Raw genomic sequence first — 24,196 nt, 5'->3', positions numbered from 1 at the left:
GCAGAGAGCTCTCCTGAAGTCAGGAGGCCAAAAGCGGGAAAGAGGCCGGGATGGATCAGGAACGGGTATGGGATGCGGTGGTGATCGGTGGCGGGCCTGCGGGGCTGATGGCTGCCGGTGAGCTTGCATCCCAGGGCCATAGGGTGCTGCTGGTTGAGGCCAAGCCCTCATTGGGGCGCAAATTCCTGATGGCAGGAAAATCCGGACTGAACCTGACCAAGGATGAGCCCCTGGCGCAGCTGTTGCCACATTTTGGCGCTGCCGCTGCATCCTTGGCGCCGATCATTGCGGCGTTTGACGCTGCCGCCATTCAGGACTGGGCGCGGGGCTTGGGTCAGCCCCTGTTCACAGGCTCCACTGGTCGGGTCTTCCCTGAAAAAATGAAAGCCTCGCCGCTGTTGCGCGCCTGGTTGGGGCAGCTGGATAAACTGGGCGTGACCCAGCAGACCCGCTGGCGCTGGACCGGTTGGCAGGGGGATAATCTGTGTTTTGACACTCCTGACGGGGCGCAGCAGGTCAAAACGCGCTGCACGGTGCTGGCGCTGGGCGGCGCCAGCTGGGCGCGGCTGGGCTCGGACGGGAGCTGGAGCGAAATTCTTGCGGCGCAGGGGGTTGGCCTGGAGCCATTCAAACCGGCCAATACGGGCCTACTGGTCGATTGGTCTGCGCACGTGCAGGGGCAGTACGGCCAGCCAGTGAAAGGCGTGAAATGGCAGGCAGGCAGCAGCGCGTCGCGCGGTGAGGCGGTGATCTCGGCGCGTGGGCTGGAGGGCGGCGGGATCTATACCGTCAGCGCTGCGGTGCGCGATGGCGCGGATCTGAGCGTGGATTTGCTGCCGGATCTATCCGCTGCAGAAATCACCAAGCGCCTGTCGCGCCCCCGTGGCAAAGCCAGCCTGGCCAATCATCTGCGCCGCAGCTTGAAACTGGGGGTGGCCCGCACCGCCCTGTTGCAGGAATTTGGCCGCCCGCTGCCGCAGGATCCAGCCAGTTTGGCGAATCTGATCAAGGCGCTGCCGGTGAACCATGTGGGCCTGCGTCCCATGGATGAGGCAATCTCCACCGCGGGCGGGCTCAGTTGGGCAGAGCTGACGCCGGATCTGATGCTGGCCAAACTCCCCGGTACATTTTGCGCCGGGGAGATGCTGGACTGGGAGGCCCCCACCGGGGGCTATCTGTTGACGGGTTGTTTTGCCACTGGCCGTTGGGCTGGTCAGGGCGCCGCGCGCTATCTCGCCACCCAGTAAAAGGCCTAGTCACAACTGGGTCGGCACAACTGGGCCGGGGCGCTGCTAGGTCTTGGTGAGGGCCGTAACCCGCTGATGCGCCGCCCGCCCACGCATGGCCTTGCCGTAGTCCAGCATCGCTTGGTTATCCACTGGAAACTTGGCGCCAAAGGCCCAGCTCAGGCAATGGGTCAGAACGATATCCGCCAGGGTAAAGTTTTCCCCCATGACAAAGGGGCCTTTGATCAACGGCGCGATTCGGTTGAGGTTGCGATTGAATTCCCACATCAAGCTGGGTTTCACATCTGCCACGCGCTGGTCCTTGGGCAGGGCAAAGCTGTGCCGCGCGGCGGTCCACAACACCGCGTCCAGCTCATCCAGAAACCGCTGGGTCATGGCATCTTGCTGCGCCCGCGCCAGCGTGCCGGCCGGCGCTGTAAGGCTGCCGTGTTTGTCCGCCAGATAGGTGATGATCGCGGTGGAATCGGTCAGCACCGCGTCCCCCTCAATCAGGGCAGGCACCTTGCCCGAGTCCGTTACCTTCAGGATTTCGGGGCTTTGTGGCAGGGCCGGGATCAGCTCATAGGGCTGGCCCAGTTCTTCCAGGGCCCACAGCACCCGAAAGCTGCGTGTCATAGGTGCGCCGACAACTGTATACATGATGGTCTCTCCCTCTTGGACGTTGGCGCCAAGATGAAGCCTGGGGGCGAGAGGTCAAGGCTGGAAAGGACATGTGACGCAGCGCGTACAGCCTTAGCGGGCGCGGCCCAGCATCGACAGCCGGATCAGCGCACGTTCCATCAGCGCCAGGGCCGGCGCGGTTTGCCCGGCTGAGCGCAGCATCAGGTCGGTGTCTGTCAGGATTGTCAGGCCCCGTTGCAACCGATCCGCGCCCCAGTTTTGCGCCTGGCGCAACACCCTGTCGCGGCGCTTGCCATAGAGCGGCGGCCGCAAACGGCCAATACCCTGCGCCGGACCGCCGGGATCGGCGGCAACAGTGTAAAGCGTGCGAAAATGTCGGGTAGCGCCAATACACAGTGTCACAGCATTGGTGCCTTGCGACTGTAATCTACTGATCAAGGGGCCAATTTCGGCGGTGCGCCCCTCGGCCACCACGTTGAGCACATCATCCAAGGCCGCCTCGGTGGACTGTGGCGCCACCGCCTGGATATCCTCCAGTGACAACGGCGCAGTGTCGCCGTGTTTATAAAGCGACAGCTTGTCGATCATCCGGGAGAAATCCCCGGGGCCAATGTCATTGGCAATATCAGTCAGCGCCAGCATGCTGTCATTTGGCACATCGCGGATCTGCGCCGCGCCCAGGATACGCTCAATCTCCGCCCGCGAAGGGGGATCGTCATAGATACCGGTGGCATAGGCATTTGAGTGGCTTTCAAACCCCTTGCGCAGCTTTGAGGTGGCTTTGAGCTGGCCGGCGGTGACGATAATCTGCGCGTCTCCCGGTTGCCATTCTTCGAGTGCGGCCAGGATCGCCGGGGCGGCGGTGTCGTTGGCCTCTTCCACAAAAACTGCGCGGGCGCCGGGGAAAAAGCCGACCGCCTTGACCGCATCCAACAACTGCGCGGGGTCTTTGCGCAGCTCGCTGCCCGGCATCCGGGCAAGGCGCATTTCTTCATCTGCGCCAGGCCCCAGCAGTGCGGCGAGCATCTGCTGGCGCTTTAACGCTACCCGCATGGCATCGGCACCATAGATCAGCAGCCCGGTCTTGGAGGGATCCGGGCGTTGGCAATAGGCGTCGGTGTCACGCGGCGAAAGCTTCATTCGGCGGCTGTGGGGGTCAGATCCGCTGAGGCCAGCAGGCGGGCTGAGATCTGATCCGCCAGAATGCGCATCAGGCGCTTATAGGCGTCGCGCTCCCCGGCAAGGGTTTCAACGGTTGAGCCAGTGGCAGAATAGCCGGTGAAGTTGGTCTCACTGCCGCTGGCCACCACCACCCCATCCGATTTTCGCGTGAGGCTGTAGCCCGCAGCGCCGATGATCGAATAGCGGGTGATCGAGTTGTCAGCTGTGATCGCCTGGCCGTCGGTTCTGGTGGTCAGGGTCAGGTCAAGTTGGTAGGCGCCACTGCTGGCGCGTCCCAGACGCTGTTCCAGATCCCGCACCAGGAAATAGGCATTCTTGTCGCCAGTCGAATCGGGCAGGTCGGGAAAGGTGATATCCACCTCCCCATAGAGCGCATCCCCGGTGCCCCCCGGTACATGCACCGGGGTAAAGCCACAGGCACTGACCACCACAGAGGCGGCCAGCGTTAAGATCAGCAAAGACTGTTTAAGCAACGACATTGACGATACGACCCGGCACCACGATGACCTTTTTCGGGGCGCCGCCATTCAGCGCCTTTTGTACAGCTTCGTGTGCCAGGGCGATTTTTTCAACCTCTGCTTTGTCGAGATCAGCCGCCACGGTGATTTCCCCACGGCGTTTGCCATTGATCTGGATCGGCAGGGTGACGCTGGCCTCGACCAGCATCGCCTCATCCGCCACCGGCCAGGGCGCTGTGGTGACCAGACCGGTCCCACCCTGGTGGGCCCAGATGTCTTCGGCAAGGTGCGGCACCATGGGGGACATCAGCTGCGCCAGCACCATGATGGCCTGTTTCTGTGCCGCTTGCCCCGCCTTGGATTTGGCCAGGGTATTGGTGAAGCCATAGAGCCGCGCGATGGAGGCGTTAAAGCCAAAGCTTTCAATGCCCAGGGTCACGTCGCGGATGGTTTTATGCATCTCACGCAGCAGGTCTTCGTCGCCCTGACCCGCTGTTCCGGGCTCCATCGCGGCAATCTTGTCGCAGAGATTCCAGACCCGGTTGAGGTGCTTGTAGGAGGCCTCGGCGCCGGAGGCGGTCCATTCCACGTCCCGTTCGGGGGGCGAATCGGAGAGGACAAACCAACGCGCAGTGTCGGCGCCGTAGGAGGAGATGATCGACAGCGGATCGACCACGTTGTTTTTGGACTTCGACATCTTGGCCGACGGGATGATTTTCACCTCGGCGCCGCTCTCTTTCAGGAAGGCGCCACCGTCGCGCAACTCCACCTCTTCGGGGTAGTGGTAGACGGGCCGACCATTGGCTCCCGTGCTTTGATAGATCGCATGGGTCACCATGCCCTGGGTGAACAGCGCGTCAAAGGGCTCTTCGCAGCCATCCGGCAGGTGGCCGCAGATCTTCATCGCGCGGGAAAAGAACCGGGCATAAAGCAGGTGCAGAATCGCATGTTCCACGCCGCCGATATACTGATCCACATTCATCCAGTATTCGGCCTCGGGCAGAATGGTGGGTGTTTTGGCATGTGGCGCGGTGAAACGGGAGAAATACCAGGAGGAGTCCACGAAGGTGTCCATGGTATCGGTTTCGCGTCGGGCCGGTTTGCCACAGGCGGGGCAGGCACAATCGCGCCAGCTGGGGTGACGATCCAGCGGGTTGCCCGGCACCGAGAAATCAATCGCCTTGCCGTCTTCGTCATAGGGCAGGGCGATGGGCAGGTTTTCTTTCTTTTCCGGCACCACGCCGCAATCGGCGCAATGCACCACGGGAATCGGGCAGCCCCAATAGCGCTGACGCGACAGGCCCCAGTCGCGCAGGCGGTATTTGGTGACGCCCTCGCCCCAACCGGCCTTTTCGGCGAAATCAACGGTGGTGTTGATGGCTTCTTCGCCGGTGGCCTCGGTGAGACCGGCAAAATGGTCAACCCAGCGGACTTTTTCCGATTTGGCAGGCACCAGGGCCTCGTTTGCAACCGGTGTTGCGTCTTCCAATGTGAAGAAGGCGTTTTTCACCGGCAGATCGTATTTGCGGCAGAAATCCAGGTCGCGCTGGTCATGGGCCGGACAGGCAAAGATGGCGCCGGTGCCGTAGTCCATCAGGATAAAATTGGCGATCCAGACCGGCAGTTCCCAGTCCGGGTTCAGCGGGTGTTTCACCCGAATGCCGGTGTCGTAGCCCAGCTTTTCAGCGGTCTCGATGGCCTCTTCGGTGGTGCCGCCCTTGCGGCATTGTGCAACAAATTCAGCTACTTCAGCGGATTTCGCTTCGAGCTCTTTGGCAATGGGGTGATCGGGCGAAATACCGACAAAGGACGCGCCCATCAGGGTGTCGGGGCGGGTGGTGTAGACGTCAATCGGATCACCGCCATCTGTGCGCTCAAAGCCAAACTGCAGACCGCGGGATTTGCCGATCCAGTTCTCTTGCATCAGGCGCACCTTGGCGGGCCAGTTGTCCAGCCCGTCCAGCGCGCTCAGCAGCTCTTCGGAATAGTCAGAGATCTTGAAGAACCACTGGGTCAGCTCGCGCCGTTCCACCAGCGCGCCGGAACGCCAGCCACGGCCGCCTTCGACCTGTTCGTTGGCCAGAACGGTCATATCAACCGGATCCCAGTTCACCACGGCGTTTTTGCGGTAAACCAACCCCTTGTCGAGGAAATCCAGGAACAGCGCCTGTTGCTGGCCGTAGTAATCTTCGTCACAGGTGGCAAATTCGCGCGACCAGTCGAGCGACAGGCCCAGGGGCTTCATCTGCTCTTTCATCGCGTCGATATTGGCGTAGGTCCAGTCCTTGGGGTGGCCACCGCTGGCCATTGCAGCGTTTTCTGCGGGCATGCCAAAGGCATCCCAGCCCATTGGGTGTAATACGTTATGTCCGGTGGACATCTTGTAGCGCGCCACCACGTCGCCCATGGTGTAGTTGCGCACATGACCCATGTGCAGCTTCCCCGATGGGTAGGGGAACATCTCGAGCACATAGTATTTCTCTTTCCCAGGTATGCGTTTGGCCTCAAAAATACCGGCCTCATCCCAGGCCTTTTGCCATTTTTCTTCGATTTTGGTGGCAGCGTAGCGCGACATCACGACAGGTCCTTTAAGAATGAAAACGCCGGGTGGTGACCCGGCGCATGTAATACTGTTGTTTTGATCTCTGTTCCAGAGCCGTCGTGACGGCCTGTCAGAGGTTCTTGTCAGCGATGCGCAACTGGCGGGCGCGTGACAGGATTGCGTCCTCGACGGCGCGGGTGGTCGATGCGCTGACAGGGCGGCCGCCCTTTGTCTGCAACGAAACATTCAGTGACCGCGCGTCCAGGGCCGGGTCTTTGATGTGAACCGTGGCGCGATAGGAACGGCCGCTGCCAGGAGGGGTGCCATAGCCGGTTACGATGACGCCGGTGAAGGGGTCAACCGATTGCACTGGCAGGAATTCCAGCACATCCAGGGTGGCATTCCACAGGTAGCGGTTCACCTGAACCTTCTGATCCGGCGTGCCGCCGAACAGATCCCAGATCGATGACTTGCTGCTTTGGGCAGTATCAACATCATTGTTGAATTCTTGAGGGGCTGTCCCACGGGGACCGGTTCTGTCAGAGCGCCCGCCACAGGCTGCTAATCCAAGGCACACAACTCCGATAAGAGTTGTCTTTACTATCTTATGCAGTGTCATCGTCACTCCCGGCGCCAGTATCTCGGCGCACTCCTACCGTATCGGCGGGTTGCGGAGCAAGGGGTTTAGCGATCTGCGCCAGCTTCCAGCGAATCGTGTGGGCAGACAGTTATATATGGGGCACAGCCAATTACGGGCAGACTTGTTATCATGGTGCTGCGCGGATTGTTGTTGATGAACGCGCTGCACAGAGAGCAAATCAGGCGGATTCAGAGGGGGAAGAGCCGGGGCAGGCTTAAGACTGTGGCAAAGCTGCACCATCCGAAAGAGCAATGCTGGCTGGCAGTTGGGCCGCTCTTGCCAAAACGGGGGTGAAAAAGCGAAACCCCTTGTCATACCCACACCGGATTCCCCGGTTTGGGCATCAGAATTGAAAACCGAGGGAAAAATCGATGAAAAAGGTTCTCTTCGCGACTACCGCGCTGATCGCCACTGCCGGCATGGCAGCTGCTGACGTCCGTCTGTCCGGTTACGGCCGCTTTGGTCTGGACTACAACTCCGCCAACGAGCGTGTTGCTGGCGTTTCCGAAACCAACATCACCAGCCGTCTGCGTCTGCAGGTCGACATGTCCACCGAATCTGACGGCGGCATTGGCTTCAACGCTCGCGTTCGTATGCAGTCCGAAAGCCGTGACGGCAACCCAGGTCAAAGTGCTCCTGGTGGCGACAATGGCTTCAACGGCGCACGTTTTGGCGTGACCTACGGCGGCCTGGCTGTCAACGTTGGCAACATCATCGGTGCTGTTGAAAACGCACCTGGTCTGTACGTAACTGGCGCTCGTTCCGCCGGCACAGGCATCGACGGCATGGGTTTCCACTCGCTGGTTATCAAATCCCGCACCGGTACCGCCTTCAACTGGGATGCATATTCCTCTGACGGCATGGGCGCAAACGGCCTCGAAGCTCTGTACTCCGTGGGCGGCTTCACTGGCCACGTGTCCTACAGCCAGCAAAACGGCGGCCTCGTTCTGGGTAAAGCTGGCGGCGAAGACCGTACCGGCATCATGCTGACATACTCCTTCTCGGACTACTATGTAACAGCTGCTGCTCAGTCTTCTTCGGTTGCTGCTAACGACATCACCTTTGTTGCTGCTGGCGGTGACTTCGGTGCATTCGGCGCACGTCTGGCCTACGGTTCCACCGACGCGGCTGACTCGGTTACCCTCGAAGGTAACATGGACATCGGCGCTGCTTCCAACATCCTGGTTTGGGTGAACTCCACCGACGTTTCCGGTGTTGTTACCGCAGCTGACACAGCTGACGGCACCTCCTTCGGCATCAACTACCAGTACGACCTGGGTGGCGGCGCTACCTTCGTTGCTGGCTATGTTGACGAAGCAGACGACGACAACCAGTTCCAGGCTGGTGTATACTTCAGCTTCTAAGCTGAACTTACGCTTAGCGTGAATTGGGGGCGGGCTCTTAACAGAGCTCGCCCTTTTCGTTTGGCTCTTAACATTTGCCGCCAAACAGTGTTGTTCTGGCGTCAAAACCGGAGGACGCTAAATGTCGCTGCAAGAAATAAAAACCCGTATCACCGCGGCAGAGGCTGCTGCTGACCGTCCCGCAGGATCGGTGACGCTGATTGCGGTGTCCAAGGTCCAGCCAAATACACGGGTCGCAGCGGTGCTAGACGAAGGTCAGCGCTGCTTTGGTGAAAACCGGGTGCAAGAGGCCCTGGGCAAATGGCCAGATTTTTCCCAGACCTATAGCGGGCTGGATCTGCATCTGATTGGCCCCTTGCAAAGCAACAAGGCGCGTCAGGCGATGGAGCTGTTCAACGCCATTCATACGCTGGATCGCCCAAAGCTGGCCAAAAGTATCGCACGGCTGGCGCAGGAGCTGGGCCACTGCCCGGATCTGTTCATTCAGGTCAATACCGGAGCCGAACCACAAAAGGCAGGCATCCTGCCGGAGGAGGCCGATGGCTTTGTCGCCGAGTGCCGTGGGCTGGATCTACCGGTCAAAGGCCTGATGTGTATCCCGCCGGTAGATGAGGCCGCAGCCGATCATTTCACCCAGCTGGCAGAAATTGCCGCCCGCAATGGGCTGGCGGGGCTGTCCATGGGAATGAGCGGCGATTTCGAGCAGGCCATCGCCCATGGGGCAACCCATGTGCGGGTTGGCTCAGCCATCTTTGGCGCCCGCGCTTATGATACGCAAGCCTGACCGAGCCTAAGCCAGATCTGGGACAATCACCCGGCTGCCCGGCTCTACGCGGGCGGCCAGCCACTGTAGATCGCGCCGATCAAAGGCGATGCAGCCCTCGGTCGGATATCCCGGACGGCGCCATTGGTGGATAAATATGGCAGAGCCCTTGCCGGGGGTGGCATTGGGCCAGTTCCAATCCAGTATCAGCACCAGATCATACAAAGGGTCGGCCCGGCGCAGGTGCTCGTGGCTGAATCCATAAGGCGCTGTGACCAGGGTGTTGTAGTGGCTGTCGTGACTGTCATCCGACCACAGATCACCGGGGCCAATCGGCCGGGCCCAGGCATTTGGTCTGGCCATGCGGTCCGGGCGGTACAGCATCCCGACAATGTGGTGCAGCCCGGTTGGCGTGGCCCCGTCGCCTTCGCGCTTGTTGCGCGAGATGCCGCCCTTGCCGATGCTGCAGGGCAACAGCCGTCCGGCAAAGCGCAGACCGCGCTTGGTCAGCACCAGATCTGCTGCAGAATAGGGCGGTGTGGTGGTCACAACATGTGACCCGATTTGGCGGCCTTGGTGGCCAGATACTGCGCGTTGAAGGCATTTTCGCCAACTTTAAGCGCCACCCGCTCGGTGACCTTGATGCCGGTTTTTTCCATCATCGCGATCTTGTTTGGGTTGTTGGTCAACAGACGCACCTGGGAAAACCCCAGCTCTTTCAGGATGGCAGAGCCAAGGCGGAAATCGCGTTCGTCATCTTCAAAGCCCAGGCGATGGTTGGCTTCCACCGTGTCAAACCCTTGATCCTGCAGGGAATAGGCGCGCATCTTGTTGGCCAGACCAATGCCGCGCCCCTCTTGGTTGAGGTAAAGCAACACGCCGCTGCCCGTCGCCCCCATCTGCGCCAGCGCCGCGTTGAGCTGCGGGCCGCAGTCGCATTTCAGCGATCCCAGAACATCGCCAGTGAAACAGGCCGAATGCAGCCGTGCCAGAACCGGCTGGTGTCGATCGGGCCGACCCACTTCGATGGCGTAGTGTTCTTCGGCGCCATCTTCGGGGCGAAACACATGCAGCCGACCAGCCTCGGCCGCCTGCATCGGCAGGCGGGCGGCAGCGACGGCATGCAGCGGCGAGCTTTGGCTCATCAGCGGTTCAGCGGCAGCCTGCGGCAACAGGGTGAGCCCATGGCTGACGGCAAACTGCGCGCCACTCTCCAGCGGCACCAACAATGCAGCGGGCAGCAGCCGCGCCGATTTCACCAGAGCAATGGCCAGACGGTGCAGGGTGGCGGAGCCCTCACGGGCGCTGACCAGGGGGCCTTTCATCGGCGCCTTCAGGTCATCCGCCGGATCTGCCAGCGCCTGGATCCAACCCAGATCTGCTGCGTCTGGCAGGTGGATGCGGGCGGTATCGCCATCATAGGCGCGGGCCTTCAGGGTCTCGGCGCGGCGTGCGGTCAGGGCCAGGGTGACCTCTCCCAGCGCCTGCATTTCGGTCAAGCGGTCCTGTGACAGGCTCTCGGCGGCGATCGCTAGGGCGGCTTGCCCCTCCTCAATCAGGACGACTGGCAGCCCCATGCGCAGATCTACCCGCGCGCGGGCCAAGAGTTCGATCATGGTGGGCATCAGGCTCATGCGGCAAATCCAGCATTGGGTGACATAAATACCGGCCTTTCCTAGGCTCAATTTCAACAGAAGTGAAATAATTCCTTTGCTACGGACACGACGGCGTGAATGTTTTGCAGCATATCTTGTCCTTTGCAGGGGGGAGGCGCATCTGTCAGTCACGCAAACAGGATCTAGAGGCGGGAGACCAGAACCATGGCGCAACTGAAGAAAATTCTACTGGTGGATGATGACGAGGATCTGCGCGAGGCTCTGAGTGAACAGCTGATTATGACCGAGGACTTTGATGTCTTTGAGGCCGAAAATGGCCAAGGCGCCATGGAGCGCGTGAAAGAGGCGCTGTATGATCTGGTGATCCTGGATGTGGGCTTGCCTGACACTGATGGTCGCGAGCTGTGCCGCCTGATGCGCAAGCAAGGCGTCAAGGCGCCGATCCTGATGCTGACAGGCCATGACAGCGATTCAGACACCATTCTGGGACTGGATGCCGGTGCCAATGACTATGTCTCGAAACCTTTCAAATTTCCGGTGCTTCTGGCGCGTATCCGCGCCCAGCTGCGCCAGCATGAACAATCCGAAGATGCGGTTTTTGTGCTTGGGCCCTATACGTTCAAGCCGGCGATGAAGATGTTGCTGACCGAGGATGAGCGCAAGATCCGGCTGACCGAGAAAGAGACCAATATCCTGAAATTCCTCTATCGCTCCACCGATGGGGTGGTGGCGCGGGATGTGCTGCTGCATGAGGTCTGGGGCTATAACGCCGGTGTCACCACGCATACCTTGGAAACCCATATCTATCGGCTGCGCCAAAAGATCGAACCGGATCCCTCCAATGCCCGTATCCTGGTAACGGAATCCGGTGGCTATCGTCTGATCAGCTAGCGCCTGTCTTTTTTCCCTCATCCCGCGCATGTCCGGGTTATGATGTGCACCTCCCTGTTGGACTGGGCCGGGCTTTATGCCCGGCCTTTTTTTGCGGCTTTTGGCTCTGTGCGTCCCCCAGGGGGGCAAACTGGATTTCACAAAAATCCCGTCTCTGCTCTCTTCTCGGGTTAGCAGCACTGTGATAGCGAGTGGCATACCCCTGCCAATCGGAGCATCTACATGGCTTTTTCCCTTGCGACCTGGAACATTAACTCTGTCCGCCTGCGCGAAGAGCTGGTGCAAAAACTTTTGCGCGAGGAAGGCCCGGATGTGCTGTGTCTGCAGGAGTGTAAAAGCCCGGTGGACAAGATCCCGACACAGGGTTTTGCCGATTTGGGCTACCCCTATATGGTTGCACGTGGGCAGAAGGGATATAACGGCGTCGCCATTTTATCGCGCTTGCCCATCGTGGAAGCCGGGGCTGAGGATTTTGCCAATCTCGGCCATGCGCGCCATATCGCGGGGCGGCTTGAAAATGGCGTGACTGTGCATAATTTCTACGTGCCTGCGGGTGGGGACAAACCTGACCGGGAGGTGAATGAGAAATTTGGTCAGAAGCTGGATTACCTGAGCGAGATGCGGGACTGGTTTAAGGCGGAGAAGCCTGAAAAATCCATTCTGGTTGGTGATCTCAATATCGCGCCGCGCGAAGATGACGTCTGGGACCACAAGAAAATGCTGAAGATCGTCAGCCACACGCCGGTGGAGGTGGATCTTCTGGCAGAGGTGCAGGAGGCCGGAGGTTGGGCCGATGTGACCCGCGCAGATATTCCTGAGGGGCTGCTGTATAGCTGGTGGAGCTACCGGGCCAAGGATTGGGACGCGGCTGACAAAGGTCGCCGTTTGGATCACGTCTGGGCCACCGGGGACATTCGTCAGGCAGCGCATTCCAGCCGGGTTCTGCGCGCCGCACGGGGCTGGGAAAAACCCAGTGACCACGCGCCGGTTTTTGCCACCTTTGATCTGTAACGTTCTTGAGGAACGGGGGCTCCCGCCCGTCGTTTGGGCATCACAGATGCCCGCTTCCCGTTGGGCCCGGCGCCGCGCCAGGGCGCGGCGCGGGTGCGCTGTGTTGAGGTCGGACACCAAGCGTCTTAGGCTGGCGAGAAATGACAGTGGGACCAGGGCGGAGAGAACTCCACTCTTGGTTTCTGTGTTCCGGCGCTCCATATAGGGGCCAAGCTTCAAACGGAGAAGATTGAGACAATGGATATTATTGGCGGAGCGGGCACCGCAGCCCCCGCAGGTGATGTGATCAAGGACGTCGGTGAGGCGACCTTTATGCAGGATGTGATCGAGGCCTCGATGCAGGCGCCGGTCATCGTTGATTTCTGGGCGCCCTGGTGTGGTCCTTGCAAGACGCTTGGCCCCGCCTTGGAGGCGGTTGTGACCAAGGCCAAGGGCGCGGTCACCATGGCCAAGGTCAATGTCGATGAAAACCAGCGCCTGGCCCAGGCTTTGTCGCAGCAGGGGTTGCCGCTGCAATCGATCCCAACTGTGGTTGCCTTTGTGGAAGGGCGCCCCATTGATATGTTTCAGGGCAATGTGCCGCCGAGCGAAATCGAAGCCTTTGTCAACAAGGCTATCGAGGCGGGTGGTGGCAGTGCTGACGGTGGCCTGAGCGAAGCCCTGGACGTTGCCGAGCAAATGCTGGCAGATGGTGACGTCGCGGATGCGGCGCAGACCTTTGCAGCAATTATTGGCGAAGATGACAAAAGCGCCGCGGCCTATGGTGGTCTGGCGCGGGCGCATATCGCGCTGGAAGATCTGGACCAGGCCGAAGCGGTTCTGAATGGCGCCCCGGCAGAGATTGCCGATGCTGCCGAGATCGAGGCGGCGCGGGCGCAGATCGAACTGGCGCGACAGGCGGAAAACGCCGGCCCCGTTGCCGAACTGGCAGCCAAAGTTGAGGCCAGCCCAGAGGATCTGGACGCGCGCTTTGAATTGGCGCAGGCCCTACATGCGGCCGGTGATGCCGAGGCGGCGGTGACTGAGCTACTGGAGCTGTTCCGCCGTGATCGTGAGTGGAACGATGGCGCTGCCAAGGCGCAGCTTTTCACTATCTTTGACGCGCTGCAGCCCAATGATCCGGTGGTTTTGAACGGTCGCCGCAAGCTGAGCTCATTGATATTTGCCTAATTGGGTCTCTGCCCTACAGTAATAGCCATGATGCATATCGCAGATCTGCCGGACACTATTGCTGTCTTTCCACTGCCCCGGGCGATTTTATTGCCCCGGGCCCGCCTGCCGTTGCATATCTTTGAACCGCGCTATTTGCAGATGTTCGAAGATGCGCTGAAGACCCCGGAGCGCCTGATTGGCATGATCCAGCCCTGCGCAGGCTCTGGGGATGCTGAGGCGCTGCAGGCCATTGGCTGCGCCGGACGGGTGACGCAGTTCTCCGAGACCGAAGATGGCCGCTATATGGTTACCCTGTCGGGCCTGTCCAGGTTTCGTATTCTGGGTGAAGTCAGCGGCTTTAGCCCCTACCGGCGATGTGACGTCAGCTGGACCGGGTTTGACCGCGATCTTGGCACTGCTGCCGAGACGGATACCGAGTTTGACCGTGCCGGTTTTCTGGCTTTGCTGGAACGGCTCTTTGTGGCCAAGGGGCTGTCAACGGATTGGGATTCTCTGAAAGAGGCCGAAGATGAGCTGCTGATCAACTCCCTGTCGATGTTGTTGGAATTCGAGCCAGAAGACAAACAGGCCTTGCTAGAGGCGCCCTGCCTTGCCACAAGGCGAAAAACCCTGGTGACATTGATCGAGTTTTCCCTAAGGGGCGGCGCAGATGAGGATATCTTGCAATGAGTGATACAAAACCGGTGACCTTTGATCGCCGCATGTTGGAGGCTTTGGTGTGTCCACAAACCCAAGGCACTCTGGAGTATGACGCTGAGGCGCAGGAATTGCTGTCCAGAGCGGCTAATCTGGCCTTTCCAATCCGCAATGGCATTCCGGTTATGTTGGTGGATGAAGCCCGCGCCATTGAGTAGGCCTACAGCAGTTCTTTCCTGTTGTTCTCGGCTAGATCGCTCTGGTCGTTCTGTTCTGGGATGAGTTCTGTCGTTTGAAAACTGCCTTGGTTCAGGCTGTAGCAAACGCGGCTGTTGCATGGTTTAGCAGAAAAAAAGGGGGGGCTCCCGCGCCCGCAGGTGCCCCTTTGGGGCGCCTTGGCGGCCTTGGGCCCGGCGCTGTGCTTACGCACAGCGAGCGCGCAGTTTGGGCCGTTGTGGCTTTGACGATCTATCGGCAGTGGTGCCGGCGGTCAGGGTGGCTTTTAGCTACAGCTGTGAAACCCGCGGCCCCGCGCCTTGCCGTTAGGCAAGGCGCGGGGCCCAACCAGATCGCAACACCGCAGGTGTTGACGCGATGGGCGGGAGCCCCCCCTTGCCGGGGCGGTACGTCAAATGGCTTCACCTTTGAGCAGACGCGGCAAATCGCCGGTCAGCCCGGCAGCCTCGCGCATGAAACCACGTCTCAGACCGGGCAGGTTGTTGACCAGCCCCATCCCCAGATCCCGGCCAAGGCGCAGCAGTGGGTTGTCGTTGGAAAACAATTTGTTGACCATATCCGTGCCAGCGACAAGCGTCGCGGTGTCAAAGCGGCGCCACTGTTGGTAGCGGTCCAGCACCAGCGAGGATCCGGCATCTTCGCCACGCCGCCGGGCCTCGGTCAGCACCTCCGCCAGGGCACCAACATCACGCAGCCCTGCGTTCAATCCCTGCCCGGCAATGGGATGCATGCCATGGGCCGCATCGCCAATCAGCGCCATCCGGGCGCCAGTAAAACTATTGGCGATGGTCAGGTTCAGCGGATAGGTGAAGCGTTTGCCCGCCAGGGAAATCTCGCCGAGGAAATTGCCAAATCGCGGCTTTAGCGCGGTGATATAATCGCTGTCATCCAGCCCCTGGATCGCCTCGGCCATCTCGGTCTTTTCGCTCCAGACTATCGAAGAGCGATTGCCCGGCAGCGGTAAGACCGCCAGTGGGCCGGGTTCCATAAAGAACTGATGGGCAATGCCGTGGTGCGGCTTTTCGTGATCAATGGCGCAGACCAGCGCGGTTTGGCCGTAGTCCCAGCCTGTACGCTTGATCCCGGCGCGCGCGGCGGTGCCGCTTTTGCGCCCATCTGCCCCCACCAGAATGCCGCCGCGCAGGGTGTCACCACTTGCCAAAGTCAAGGTAACGCCGGTCTGGTCCGTGTCTTGGGCCACCACGCGGGCACCGTTGATCAGGGAAATGCGGGGCTCCTCCTCCAGCGCCTTGAGCAAGGCGCGGCGCAGATAGCGATCTTCCAACATATAGCCCATCGGGCCTTCTTCGATCTCGCGGTGATCAAAGTGCACAAAAAACGGCGCCGCCCCTTCGCCGGCATGGCCATCGCTGGCTTTGATTTCCAGCATTGGCTGGGCCTGCTCGGCCACCTGCGGCCAGATGCCGATCTGCGCCAGCAACCGCTGCGAGGCCAGGGCCAGGGCATAGCCGCGGCCGTCAAAGCCTTCATCCTCAAACCCACCGCGCGGCAGGGCGTCGACAACGGTGACGCTATGGCCGGTTTGTGCCAGGGCCAAAGCCAGGGCGGGGCCGTTCAAGCCGCCACCAACGATCAAAATATCGGATGTGTTTTTCATAGCTGGCAATATGCGCCGATTGGCGGAATTGTCCATGGCAGTGGATCAAAAGCAGGCAATTCTCAGCCGCTTTGCGGGCTTGTTTCGTCTCTTCGGGATTGTACCAGTTTGAGCAGAGGGCTACCGTCCTGAAAAATCAAACGGAGGGATGGCAATGCAGGACTGGCTAAAGATGAGCGCCGCAGATCTGGGGCGGGGAATTGCAGCACAAGAGATTGATCCAGTTGCTTTGGCGCAGTGCTATCTGGCGGCCATCGACAGCCATCCGCATCGCGATCGCATTTACAGCACGGTGACCCCTGAGCGCGCTCTGGCTGAGGCCGAGGCCGCAGCCGAGCGGGCGCGGGCGGGGCTGCGCCGCTCCCCGCTTGATGGGGTGCCGATCAGCTGGAAAGACCTGTTTGATTCTGCGGGGGCCGGGACCGAGGCGGGCTCGGCGCTGCTCAAAGGCCGGGTGCCGGATCAGGATGCCCTGGTTCTGGAAGTTGCGACCTCCATGGGGGCTGTGTGCCTGGGAAAAACCCATATGAGCGAGCTTGCCTTTTCCGGGCTGGGGCTCAATCCGGTGACAGCAACGCCGCCCTGTGTCAACGATGAGGCCGCAGTGCCGGGGGGCTCGTCCTCTGGCGCCGCAGCCTCGGTTGCTTTTGACCTGGCGGCAGGGGCCATTGGCTCTGATACCGGGGGGTCGGTGCGCATTCCCTCGGCTTGGAACGATCTGGTGGGCCTGAAAACCACCGCCGGGCGGATTAGCCTCGAAGGGGTGGTGCCGTTGTGCCTGAAGTTTGACACCATCGGCCCGCTGGTGCGCTCGGTTGAGGATGCCGGCCTGTTTTTGGGGTTGCTTGAGGGCACAGCTGGCCCCGATCTGCGTGGCGCGACGGGTCTTGAGGGGCGCCGATTTGCGGATCTGCAAACGATTGCGCAGGATGATCTAGATCCTGTAGTCGCCCAAAGCTACGCGGATGCGCTGCTAAAACTGCAGCAGGCGGGCGCCGAGATTGTGCCGCTGGAAGTGCCCGAACTGGTTGAGCCCATGGGGCTCAGCGCTATTTTGTTCACCACCGAGGCCTATGGGCTGTGGAAAGAGGTGATCGAGGCCAGCCCCGAGGTGATGTTTGACAAGATCCTGGAGCGTTTCCGCTCTGGCGCAGGGTTTTCCGGGCCTGACTACGTTGCCGCCTGGGGGCGGCTGGAACAGGCCCGCATGGCCTGGGATCAGGCCACGGCTGGCTTTGATGGCGTCCTGTCCCCCAGCTGCCCGATTCTGCCGCCCAATCTGGCGCGTTTGGAGCAGGAGGAGGACTACTATGTGCAGGCCAATCTGCTGACCCTGCGCAACACCCGCATAGGCAACCTGATGGGCACCTGCGGGCTGAGCCTGCCTACGGGCACCCCCAGTTGTGGTTTGCAGGTCCTTGGCCAACCCAACTGTGAGGAGGCTTTGCTGCGGGTTGGCATGGGGATCGAAGCTGCCCTGGCAGTTTAACCCCGGGGCAGCCAATCGCCAAAGTCTGGCCGGAATGCCACAAATTTGCCCAAGGCCGCATCCTGCGGCTGGACGCATTGGCTCTTGCTCTGTAATTTGACTGCAAACGGGGCGCGAATGATCCCGAATTCGAGGCACAGCTATGAATTTCCCTGACCGGTTTGCGAACCTGCCAGCCTATGCGTTTCCGCGTCTGCGGGCGCTTTTGGACCATCACGCGCCTGGCGGCGATGTGGTGCATATGACCATTGGCGAGCCGAAACACCAATTTCCCCAGTGGGTGACGGATGTCATCGTTGAAAACGCCGCTGGTTTTAACAGCTATCCGCCCAACGATGGTTCGGATGACCTGCGTGGCGCGATGGCGGGCTGGATTTCCAACCGCTACGGCGTGGCCATGGACCCGGCGACGCAGATCATGGCGCTGAATGGCACCCGCGAGGGGCTGTATAATGCTGCCATGGCGCTGTGTCCTGAGACAAAGAATGGCGAAACACCGGCGATCTTGATCCCGAACCCGTTTTATCAGGTCTATATGGTGGCCAGCCTGTCAGTCGCGGCTGAACCTGTGTTCCTGTCGGCCACGGCTGCGACAGGCCATCTGCCAGATTATGAGAGCCTGCCGGTTGAGCTGCTGCAGCGCACCGCGATTGCCTATATTTGCTCTCCCGCCAACCCCCAGGGCGCGGTGGCGGATCGCGCCTATTGGCAGCGGCTGATCGCCCTGGCCGAAAAACATGATTTCTGTATTTTCGCCGATGAATGCTACAGCGAGATTTACCGCGATACGCCGCCGCTTGGGGCGCTGACCGTGGCGCAGGAAATGGGCGCGGATCCCGAGCGGGTGGTACTGTTCAATTCGCTTTCCAAACGTTCAAACCTGCCGGGGCTGCGGTCGGGGTTGATTGCCAGCGGGCCGGAGAATATCAAACGGATCAAGCAGCTGCGGGCCTATTCCGGGGCACCACTGCCGGGACCGTTGCAGGCTGCCGCGGCAAAGGTCTGGGCGGATGAGGCCCATGTGGTGGAAAACCGGGCGCTTTATGTTGAGAAATACGCCATTGCAGATGAGGTCTTTGCCGGGTTGGAAGGGTACGTCTCTCCCCATGCCGGGTTTTTCCTGTGGCTGCCGGTTGCGGATGGAGAAGACGCCGCGCTGAAGCTGTGGCAGCAGACTGGCGTGCGGGTCTTGCCGGGGGCCTATCTGGCCCAGGGCAGTGGTGACGAAAACCCCGGTAAAGGCTATATCCGGGTGGCGCTGGTGGCCGCGCCTGAGGTGACACGGGAGGCGCTGAGTAAGCTGCGGCGCTGTCTCTACGACGACTGAATGACTGCGATTGTCTGCCGGAGCGGGGGCATCGCCAATACAAAAGACAAACCGATGATCCGATCCTGTGGTACAATTCAGGGCACATCGGCAACAATGAACCGAGGTAGGCATGGCATTTCAAACCCGCAGCAGGGACCCCCTGCTTGACAGTTCGATGCAGGCGGCGATCGAAAAGCGTGGCAAGGAGCTGATTGGAATTTTTCTGATCGCGCTTGGCTTGCTTGTGGCTGCAATGGTTGGTTCCTACACCCCGGATGATCCCAACTGGATGGTCTCTACCGATGCGCCGGTGCAGAATTGGATGGGCCGCCCTGGGGCCTCGATTGCAGCACCGCTGTTCCTGATTGTGGGCTGGGCCGCCTGGAGCCTGGCGCTGACGCCACTGGCCTGGGGGCTGCGTTTTTTGTTCCACAGTGGCGAAGAGCGCGTGCTTGGCCGGATGATCTTTGCGCCGGTTTTGTTGGCGGTGGCCTCGATCTATGCGGCGACGCTGGTGCCGGACGCCGATTGGAAAACCACCCATAGCTTTGGGCTGGGTGGGCTGTTTGGCGATACCGTGATGGGGGCCTTGCTGACGCTTTTGCCGGTGAGTTCGCATTTTGCGGTGAAATTGATGTCGCTGCTGATGGCCATTGGCATGTTGTCCCTTGGCGCCTTTGTGGCTGGGTTCAGCCGCGAGGAGATCAACCGCGCCGGCCGCTATCTGACCTTGGGCTTTGTGCTGATCTACGGTGGCATTGCCAGCCTGCTGGGGCGCGGCGCTACCAGCGGTTTTCGGGCTGCGATGACCCTGCGCGAACAGCGGCGTGCCGCCAAATTGCAGGCCGAAGAAGAGGCCTGGATCGCCGAGGACACTGACGCGCAGATGTTTGAGAGCTATCCCCAGGGCGGTGATGCTGAGGCGGGGATCGGTGACGATGATTTTGTGGTGGAAAAACCCGAAAAAACCAGCCTGTTTTCCCGTGTGCCAGGGCTGATGCGCCGGTCTGACCCCGACGATATCCCAGATCAGATGCCGGAACCTGAGCTGGTTGAGAATGCACAATCTGGGGAATCCCTGCTGTCGGGCGACGCGCGTATTTCGGAAAAGATCGCCAGCGCGGTGCGCATTCGCCGCGCGGCCACCCAGGCAGCTGCGAGCAATGACGCAGATCTGCCCCTGACCAAGGGGCGCGGCAAGCGGGCGGAGCCTTTGCTGTTCAATCCCAATGCTGCCACGAATGGCCTGCCCCCCGAGCCGCCGTTGACCGCAACCCACGCCATTCCCGCAGCACCGGGCGCTACAGCATCGATGGCGGCATTTGTGCCCTCTGCCCCAGAGCTGCAGGCGGAACAGGGCTATGACGCGACACCTGTTGAAACCGGATCTGCAGATACCGGACCTGAGTACGCAGAGCCCACAGCAGACCATGCCGAAGCTGAGACAGCGCCAATGGAGCCAAGCGCGGTGATGGGGATGCCCTCTGAATTGGCGCCGGACCGAGTTGTTTCAGAAGAACTGCCCGCAGGCCGGGTCATCAACCGTGAATTTGGCGCGCCCGCAAACCCCGCTGCGGCACAGCAGGCACCAGAGCCGGTGGAATATGACATTCCCGTTGCCACCCCGCGCAAGGCGGTGGTCGAGCAGCCGCAGCGCAAGCCGGTCCAGCCTTCGACCCGGGCCAAGGCCGAGGCGCAGCCTGGTCTGGCCTTTGAAGACAGTGCATCGGACTTTGAACTGCCGCCGCTGTCGTTGCTCAGCCATCCCAGTGGGGTCGAACGGCACCATCTGAGCGATGAAGCCCTGGAAGAAAATGCCCGGATGCTGGAAGTGGTTCTGGATGACTACGGCGTCAAAGGTGAGATCGTCTCGGTGCGCCCCGGTCCTGTTGTCACCATGTATGAGCTGGAACCCGCGCCGGGTCTCAAGGCGTCGCGTGTGATTGGTCTGTCCGATGATATCGCGCGATCCATGTCGGCGCTGTCGGCGCGGGTGTCTACCGTGCCTGGGCGCACTGTCATCGGCATTGAGCTGCCCAATGAAAAGCGCGAGATGGTGAACTTCCGCGAAATCCTGTCGAGCCGTGATTATGGCGATGGCACGCAGAACCTGCCGCTGGCGCTGGGCAAGGATATTGGCGGCTCCTCGATGGTGGCCGATCTGGCTAAGATGCCCCACTTGCTGATCGCGGGGACCACCGGCTCTGGTAAATCGGTGGCGATCAACACCATGATCCTGTCGCTGCTGTATAAGCTGTCACCGGATGAATGCCGCCTGATCATGATCGACCCCAAGATGCTGGAACTGTCTGTCTATGATGGCATTCCCCATCTTTTGTCGCCGGTTGTGACCGATCCCAAAAAGGCGGTTGTTGCCCTGAAATGGGTGGTGGGTGAGATGGAAGATCGCTACCGCAAGATGTCCAAGATGGGCGTGCGCAACATCGCCGGCTACAATGGCCGCGTAAAAGAAGCCCTGGAAAAGGGCGAAATGTTCAGCCGCACCGTGCAGACCGGGTTTGACGATGACACCGGCGAACCCGTGTTCGAGACCGATGAATTCGCCCCCGAAGCGCTGCCCTATATCGTGGTCATCGTCGATGAGATGGCGGATCTGATGATGGTTGCCGGCAAAGAGATCGAGGCCTGCATTCAGCGTCTGGCGCAGATGGCGCGGGCCTCTGGTATCCACCTGATCATGGCCACCCAGCGCCCGTCGGTGGATGTGATCACCGGCACCATCAAGGCCAACTTCCCCACCCGGATTTCTTTCCAGGTGACCTCGAAAATCGATAGCCGTACGATCCTGGGCGAGATGGGCGCCGAGCAGCTGTTGGGCATGGGCGACATGCTTTATATGGCGGGCGGCGCCAAAATCACCCGCTGCCATGGGCCCTTTGTGTCGGATGAAGAGGTCGAAGAGGTGGTGAACCACCTGAAACAGTTTGGCCCGCCGGAGTATATGGGCGGTGTGGTCGAGGGGCCGGATGATGACAAGGCCGAAAACATCGACGCGGTTCTGGGGCTGAATACCGGTGGCAACACCACCGGCGAGGATGCGCTTTATGATTCCGCAGTGCAGATCGTGATCAAGGACCGCAAATGTTCGACCTCCTATATTCAGCGCAAGCTGGCTATTGGCTATAACAAAGCCGCGCGCCTGGTGGAGCAGATGGAGGACGAGGGGCTGGTCTCTCCGGCCAACCACGTGGGCAAACGGGAAATCCTGGTGCCGGAGCAGTAAGCCTGGGTGAAAATCGGCTTTCCCAATCAAGAAACCGCGAGGTCGGCCCGCAAGCGGGGCGGCCTCTTTTTTTTCCGCTCCAAGGATTATCTAACGCATATGAAAAAACTTCTTTGTATCTTGGCGCTGGGCGTCACAGCGTCGCTGTCCGGGACCTTGGCCTGGGCTGACGAAAAGCTGAGCCTGGATGAGATTTCCGGCTATCTGAACGAGATGAAGACCGCCACGGCGAGCTTTACCCAGATCAATGATGATGGGTCGCTGACCACCGGCAAGCTCTATCTGCACCGTCCGGGCCGGATGCGGTTTGAATATGATGGGACCGATGGTGGCACAGTTGTGGCCGGCGCAGGCGCGGTGCGCATTCACGACCCCAAATCCAATCAACCGCCCGAAACCTTCCCACTTCGCCGCACTCCGCTGTCGATTATCCTGGCCAAGCGGGTCAATCTGGATCAGGCTAATATGGTTGTCGGCCACGGCTTTGACGGCACCTCGACTGTGGTACAGGCGCAGGACCCGGAAAACCCGGACTACGGCAGTCTGGAGCTGATGTTCACGGATGCGCCGGTGGAGCTGCGCAAATGGGTGGTGCATGACGGGGCCGGGGGCAAGACCACCGTGATCCTTGGTGCGCTGGAAACCGGGATGCGCCTGCCCTCAACCCTGTTCAGCGCCGGTGGCGGTGGCAATTCACCCTAGAAACGCCAAAGACCGGCCAGGTGAGGCAGAGTGGATATTGCCTTGCGGCGGAAATTCTACATGGGGTCTGCCGAGCTCTCTTTAGATCGCCTTAAGTGTTTGATTTATCTCTCTGACGGAGGAAAAAATGTCATTTGAAGCTTGGCTGGCATTTACGTTGATATCTGCTGCAAACATCATAACACCAGGTCCTGCGATCTTGAATACGATCCGACGGGCCGCGCAACTTGGCTTCAAACAATGCCTGCCGACGATTGCTGCAAACGCGGCCGGTCTCGCTGTCGCGGGTTTTGCATGTGCGTTCGGCGTCGCCGCATTTGTTCTTGCCTCTGAATGGCTGTGGTTCCTGTTTCGCTGGGCGGGGGTTCTCTATCTTGCCTATTTGGGGCTGCGCCTGATTTTTGTCCGCGAAACGCTTGACCTTGGCCAGTCAGCATCCGCGCCACCATCCGTATCGACCCGGACATTGTTTCTGGAGGCGTTCACTCTGGCCGTGTCCAATCCCAAGGCCGTTCTTTTTTATGTGGCGATCTTTCCGCAGGTCATTCAGCCGGACGCGCCAGCCGGGCCGCAGGCGCTGGTGCTGGTGTCCACATATTGTGCGATATCCCTCGCCTCGCTGACGACCTATGCGGCACTAGCGGGGGTGTTGCGGGAACGCTTTCTGACACAGTCCAGATACCGAGGGTTTCGGATTTTGTCCGGGATGCTGCTTCTGGGGTTTGCCGGAAAGCTGGCAAAAGAAGTTCGCTAGGTCTCAGGCGCCGAGCTGCCGTTCTAAGCAGTGCGGAGAACGACAGCCTGGTGTGTGTGACCTAGATCAGCGGGCGCGACGGCAGGTGGCAAGCTGGGCCTGGTACATCTGCGAGCGGGCTTCGACCTTGCTGGCGACCCGCAGCAGCCAGCTTTTTGCTTTGTAGGTTCCGCGTGCATAGCCGGTGTGACCGTCGTGATAGGCCAGGTACTGGTTGCGCGCGTCATAAAGCGGGATGCTGTTCTTCTCGAGGCTTTTGTTCATATACCAGCCCATAAAATCGGTGGCATCCTCGATCCGGTCACGTTTTGCGCGGCGCCGTCCGGTGTCGCGTTTGTAATCCTCCCAGGTGCCGTCCAAAGCCTGGCCATAGCCATAGGCGCTGGATTGCCGCCCCATGGGGATCACCCCCAGCAGGTATTTATGGGGGGTGCGGGCATTACCACGGAACGCGCTTTCCTGATGGATGGTGGCCATTTGCACATGGATGGGCACGCCCCAGCGGCGCTCGGTGGCGCGAAAGGCGTGCAGGTATTTGGGCCGCTCCTTGATGATGGCGCACGCGTTTTCCAGATTGCGGGGTGGGGTATTGGGACCACCTCCGCAGGATGCGACAACCAGAAGAAGGGCGAGTACGACGATGATTCTGCTCATTGCCTCTGCCTATTCGTTATATTTTTTTGTCATTCTAGCCTGTTT

Annotated in this window: 22 protein-coding genes; 13 read left to right on the top strand and 9 right to left on the bottom strand. The window is 60.4% G+C overall.

The genetic code is table 11. The features are described from left to right. The first annotated feature begins 50 nt into the window (after positions 1 to 50). Positions 51 to 1,247 carry a TIGR03862 family flavoprotein gene (locus JZI28_RS19265; protein WP_375698647.1) on the top strand — a complete coding sequence of 399 codons (1,197 nt, stop codon included), beginning with the start codon at positions 51 to 53 and terminating at the stop codon, positions 1,245 to 1,247. 45 nt (positions 1,248 to 1,292) lie between these two features. On the opposite strand, the gene JZI28_RS19260 is transcribed toward JZI28_RS19265, so the two are convergent. The 5 genes from JZI28_RS19260 to JZI28_RS19240 form a co-directional block, all read right to left on the bottom strand. After that, the gene (locus tag JZI28_RS19260) at positions 1,293 to 1,886 is read right to left on the bottom strand and encodes a glutathione S-transferase family protein (RefSeq protein ID WP_375698646.1); all 594 of its coding nucleotides are present in this window, start codon (positions 1,884 to 1,886) and stop codon (positions 1,293 to 1,295) included. A 93-nt stretch (positions 1,887 to 1,979) separates the two neighbouring features. Further along, positions 1,980 to 3,008, bottom strand: a complete 1,029-nt coding sequence (gene holA, locus JZI28_RS19255; protein ID WP_295452384.1) for a DNA polymerase III subunit delta — start codon at positions 3,006 to 3,008, stop codon at positions 1,980 to 1,982. Continuing rightward, complete coding sequence (gene lptE, locus JZI28_RS19250) at positions 3,005 to 3,529, bottom strand: LPS assembly lipoprotein LptE (RefSeq protein ID WP_375698645.1); 525 nt, start codon at positions 3,527 to 3,529, stop codon at positions 3,005 to 3,007. Before lptE ends, holA begins: the two co-directional genes overlap by 4 nt. After that, positions 3,516 to 6,083, bottom strand: coding sequence for a leucine--tRNA ligase (gene leuS / locus JZI28_RS19245; RefSeq protein ID WP_375698644.1), 2,568 nt, complete (start codon positions 6,081 to 6,083; stop codon positions 3,516 to 3,518). Before leuS ends, lptE begins: the two co-directional genes overlap by 14 nt. Positions 6,084 to 6,180: 97 nt before the next feature. Beyond that, on the bottom strand, positions 6,181 to 6,669 hold the full coding sequence (locus JZI28_RS19240) for a DUF3576 domain-containing protein (RefSeq protein ID WP_375698643.1): 489 nt from the start codon (positions 6,667 to 6,669) through the stop codon (positions 6,181 to 6,183). A 392-nt stretch (positions 6,670 to 7,061) separates the two neighbouring features. On the opposite strand from JZI28_RS19240, the gene JZI28_RS19235 reads away from it, so the two are divergent. Both JZI28_RS19235 and JZI28_RS19230 read left to right on the top strand, forming a co-directional pair. Beyond that, positions 7,062 to 8,054, top strand: a complete 993-nt coding sequence (locus JZI28_RS19235) for a porin (RefSeq protein WP_375698642.1) — start codon at positions 7,062 to 7,064, stop codon at positions 8,052 to 8,054. 121 nt (positions 8,055 to 8,175) lie between these two features. Continuing rightward, the gene (locus tag JZI28_RS19230; protein WP_375698641.1) at positions 8,176 to 8,838 is read left to right on the top strand and encodes a YggS family pyridoxal phosphate-dependent enzyme; all 663 of its coding nucleotides are present in this window, start codon (positions 8,176 to 8,178) and stop codon (positions 8,836 to 8,838) included. A 6-nt stretch (positions 8,839 to 8,844) separates the two neighbouring features. Here the strand turns inward: JZI28_RS19230 and JZI28_RS19225 are convergent, their stop codons facing one another. Together JZI28_RS19225 and ribA are read right to left on the bottom strand one after the other, a co-directional pair. Next, a complete protein-coding gene (locus JZI28_RS19225; RefSeq protein WP_297340775.1) occupies positions 8,845 to 9,366 on the bottom strand; it encodes a L,D-transpeptidase in 522 nt (173 codons plus the stop codon). Further along, the gene (gene ribA, locus JZI28_RS19220) at positions 9,363 to 10,451 is read right to left on the bottom strand and encodes a GTP cyclohydrolase II (RefSeq protein WP_375698640.1); all 1,089 of its coding nucleotides are present in this window, start codon (positions 10,449 to 10,451) and stop codon (positions 9,363 to 9,365) included. The genes JZI28_RS19225 and ribA overlap by 4 nt, the downstream gene beginning before the upstream one ends. A 186-nt stretch (positions 10,452 to 10,637) precedes the next feature. Here ribA and JZI28_RS19215 point away from each other — a divergent pair, with 186 nt between their 5' ends. The 5 genes from JZI28_RS19215 (at position 10,638) to JZI28_RS19195 (ending at position 14,362) form a co-directional block, all read left to right on the top strand. After that, positions 10,638 to 11,324, top strand: coding sequence for a response regulator transcription factor (locus JZI28_RS19215; RefSeq protein WP_295452403.1), 687 nt, complete (start codon positions 10,638 to 10,640; stop codon positions 11,322 to 11,324). A gap of 222 nt (positions 11,325 to 11,546) precedes the next feature. Further along, on the top strand, positions 11,547 to 12,335 hold the full coding sequence (locus JZI28_RS19210) for an exodeoxyribonuclease III (RefSeq protein WP_348153821.1): 789 nt from the start codon (positions 11,547 to 11,549) through the stop codon (positions 12,333 to 12,335). Between the two features lie 237 nt (positions 12,336 to 12,572). Continuing rightward, the gene (locus JZI28_RS19205; protein ID WP_295452409.1) at positions 12,573 to 13,505 is read left to right on the top strand and encodes a tetratricopeptide repeat protein; all 933 of its coding nucleotides are present in this window, start codon (positions 12,573 to 12,575) and stop codon (positions 13,503 to 13,505) included. Between the two features lie 27 nt (positions 13,506 to 13,532). Then, positions 13,533 to 14,177: an LON peptidase substrate-binding domain-containing protein gene (locus JZI28_RS19200; RefSeq protein ID WP_375698639.1), complete on the top strand. Its 645-nt coding sequence runs from the start codon at positions 13,533 to 13,535 to the stop codon at positions 14,175 to 14,177. Then, a complete protein-coding gene (locus JZI28_RS19195; protein WP_027242269.1) occupies positions 14,174 to 14,362 on the top strand; it encodes a Trm112 family protein in 189 nt (62 codons plus the stop codon). Before JZI28_RS19200 ends, JZI28_RS19195 begins: the two co-directional genes overlap by 4 nt. Before the next feature lie 410 nt (positions 14,363 to 14,772). On the opposite strand, the gene JZI28_RS19190 is transcribed toward JZI28_RS19195, so the two are convergent. Then, complete coding sequence (locus JZI28_RS19190) at positions 14,773 to 15,999, bottom strand: UbiH/UbiF/VisC/COQ6 family ubiquinone biosynthesis hydroxylase (protein WP_375698638.1); 1,227 nt, start codon at positions 15,997 to 15,999, stop codon at positions 14,773 to 14,775. 154 nt (positions 16,000 to 16,153) lie between these two features. Between JZI28_RS19190 and JZI28_RS19185 the strand changes: the two genes are divergently transcribed. From JZI28_RS19185 to JZI28_RS19165, 5 genes are all read left to right on the top strand, one after another. Then, entirely contained in the window at positions 16,154 to 17,488 is a 1,335-nt protein-coding gene (locus JZI28_RS19185; RefSeq protein ID WP_295452420.1) for an amidase, read from the top strand. 142 nt (positions 17,489 to 17,630) lie between these two features. Continuing rightward, the gene (locus JZI28_RS19180) at positions 17,631 to 18,815 is read left to right on the top strand and encodes an aminotransferase class I/II-fold pyridoxal phosphate-dependent enzyme (RefSeq protein ID WP_375698637.1); all 1,185 of its coding nucleotides are present in this window, start codon (positions 17,631 to 17,633) and stop codon (positions 18,813 to 18,815) included. Positions 18,816 to 18,927: 112 nt separating this feature from the next. Further along, positions 18,928 to 22,041 (top strand): DNA translocase FtsK 4TM domain-containing protein, encoded by a 3,114-nt coding sequence (locus JZI28_RS19175; RefSeq protein WP_375698636.1) that lies wholly within the window; start codon positions 18,928 to 18,930, stop codon positions 22,039 to 22,041. A 99-nt stretch (positions 22,042 to 22,140) separates the two neighbouring features. Continuing rightward, positions 22,141 to 22,743 carry an outer membrane lipoprotein carrier protein LolA gene (locus JZI28_RS19170; protein ID WP_295452427.1) on the top strand — a complete coding sequence of 201 codons (603 nt, stop codon included), beginning with the start codon at positions 22,141 to 22,143 and terminating at the stop codon, positions 22,741 to 22,743. 199 nt (positions 22,744 to 22,942) lie between these two features. Continuing rightward, positions 22,943 to 23,497, top strand: coding sequence for a LysE family translocator (locus JZI28_RS19165; RefSeq protein WP_375698635.1), 555 nt, complete (start codon positions 22,943 to 22,945; stop codon positions 23,495 to 23,497). A gap of 66 nt (positions 23,498 to 23,563) precedes the next feature. Here JZI28_RS19165 and JZI28_RS19160 read toward each other — a convergent pair whose 3' ends face one another. Then, positions 23,564 to 24,151: a lytic transglycosylase gene (locus tag JZI28_RS19160; protein ID WP_348153806.1), complete on the bottom strand. Its 588-nt coding sequence runs from the start codon at positions 24,149 to 24,151 to the stop codon at positions 23,564 to 23,566. Between the last annotated feature and the right edge of the window lie 45 nt (positions 24,152 to 24,196).

The organism is Pseudophaeobacter sp. TrK17 (genome assembly GCF_042192375.1).
Classification (GTDB): domain Bacteria; phylum Pseudomonadota; class Alphaproteobacteria; order Rhodobacterales; family Rhodobacteraceae; genus Pseudophaeobacter.
The sequence above is the reverse complement of the archived record's forward strand: the minus strand, read 5'-3'. Positions and strand labels throughout refer to the sequence as shown.

Excerpts from the sequence above, each read along its gene's own strand:
- JZI28_RS19265 (WP_375698647.1), top strand. The coding sequence starts at position 51 with ATGGATCAGGAACGGGTATGGGATGCGGTGGTGATCGGTGGCGGGCCT.
- JZI28_RS19260 (WP_375698646.1), bottom strand. The coding sequence starts at position 1,886 with ATGTATACAGTTGTCGGCGCACCTATGACACGCAGCTTTCGGGTGCTG.
- holA (WP_295452384.1), bottom strand. The coding sequence starts at position 3,008 with ATGAAGCTTTCGCCGCGTGACACCGACGCCTATTGCCAACGCCCGGAT.
- lptE (WP_375698645.1), bottom strand. The coding sequence starts at position 3,529 with ATGTCGTTGCTTAAACAGTCTTTGCTGATCTTAACGCTGGCCGCCTCT.
- leuS (WP_375698644.1), bottom strand. The coding sequence starts at position 6,083 with ATGTCGCGCTACGCTGCCACCAAAATCGAAGAAAAATGGCAAAAGGCC.
- JZI28_RS19240 (WP_375698643.1), bottom strand. The coding sequence starts at position 6,669 with ATGACACTGCATAAGATAGTAAAGACAACTCTTATCGGAGTTGTGTGC.
- JZI28_RS19235 (WP_375698642.1), top strand. The coding sequence starts at position 7,062 with ATGAAAAAGGTTCTCTTCGCGACTACCGCGCTGATCGCCACTGCCGGC.
- JZI28_RS19230 (WP_375698641.1), top strand. The coding sequence starts at position 8,176 with ATGTCGCTGCAAGAAATAAAAACCCGTATCACCGCGGCAGAGGCTGCT.
- ribA (WP_375698640.1), bottom strand. The coding sequence starts at position 10,451 with ATGAGCCTGATGCCCACCATGATCGAACTCTTGGCCCGCGCGCGGGTA.
- JZI28_RS19215 (WP_295452403.1), top strand. The coding sequence starts at position 10,638 with ATGGCGCAACTGAAGAAAATTCTACTGGTGGATGATGACGAGGATCTG.
- JZI28_RS19210 (WP_348153821.1), top strand. The coding sequence starts at position 11,547 with ATGGCTTTTTCCCTTGCGACCTGGAACATTAACTCTGTCCGCCTGCGC.
- JZI28_RS19205 (WP_295452409.1), top strand. The coding sequence starts at position 12,573 with ATGGATATTATTGGCGGAGCGGGCACCGCAGCCCCCGCAGGTGATGTG.
- JZI28_RS19200 (WP_375698639.1), top strand. The coding sequence starts at position 13,533 with ATGATGCATATCGCAGATCTGCCGGACACTATTGCTGTCTTTCCACTG.
- JZI28_RS19195 (WP_027242269.1), top strand. The coding sequence starts at position 14,174 with ATGAGTGATACAAAACCGGTGACCTTTGATCGCCGCATGTTGGAGGCT.
- JZI28_RS19190 (WP_375698638.1), bottom strand. The coding sequence starts at position 15,999 with ATGAAAAACACATCCGATATTTTGATCGTTGGTGGCGGCTTGAACGGC.
- JZI28_RS19185 (WP_295452420.1), top strand. The coding sequence starts at position 16,154 with ATGCAGGACTGGCTAAAGATGAGCGCCGCAGATCTGGGGCGGGGAATT.
- JZI28_RS19180 (WP_375698637.1), top strand. The coding sequence starts at position 17,631 with ATGAATTTCCCTGACCGGTTTGCGAACCTGCCAGCCTATGCGTTTCCG.
- JZI28_RS19175 (WP_375698636.1), top strand. The coding sequence starts at position 18,928 with ATGGCATTTCAAACCCGCAGCAGGGACCCCCTGCTTGACAGTTCGATG.
- JZI28_RS19170 (WP_295452427.1), top strand. The coding sequence starts at position 22,141 with ATGAAAAAACTTCTTTGTATCTTGGCGCTGGGCGTCACAGCGTCGCTG.
- JZI28_RS19160 (WP_348153806.1), bottom strand. The coding sequence starts at position 24,151 with ATGAGCAGAATCATCGTCGTACTCGCCCTTCTTCTGGTTGTCGCATCC.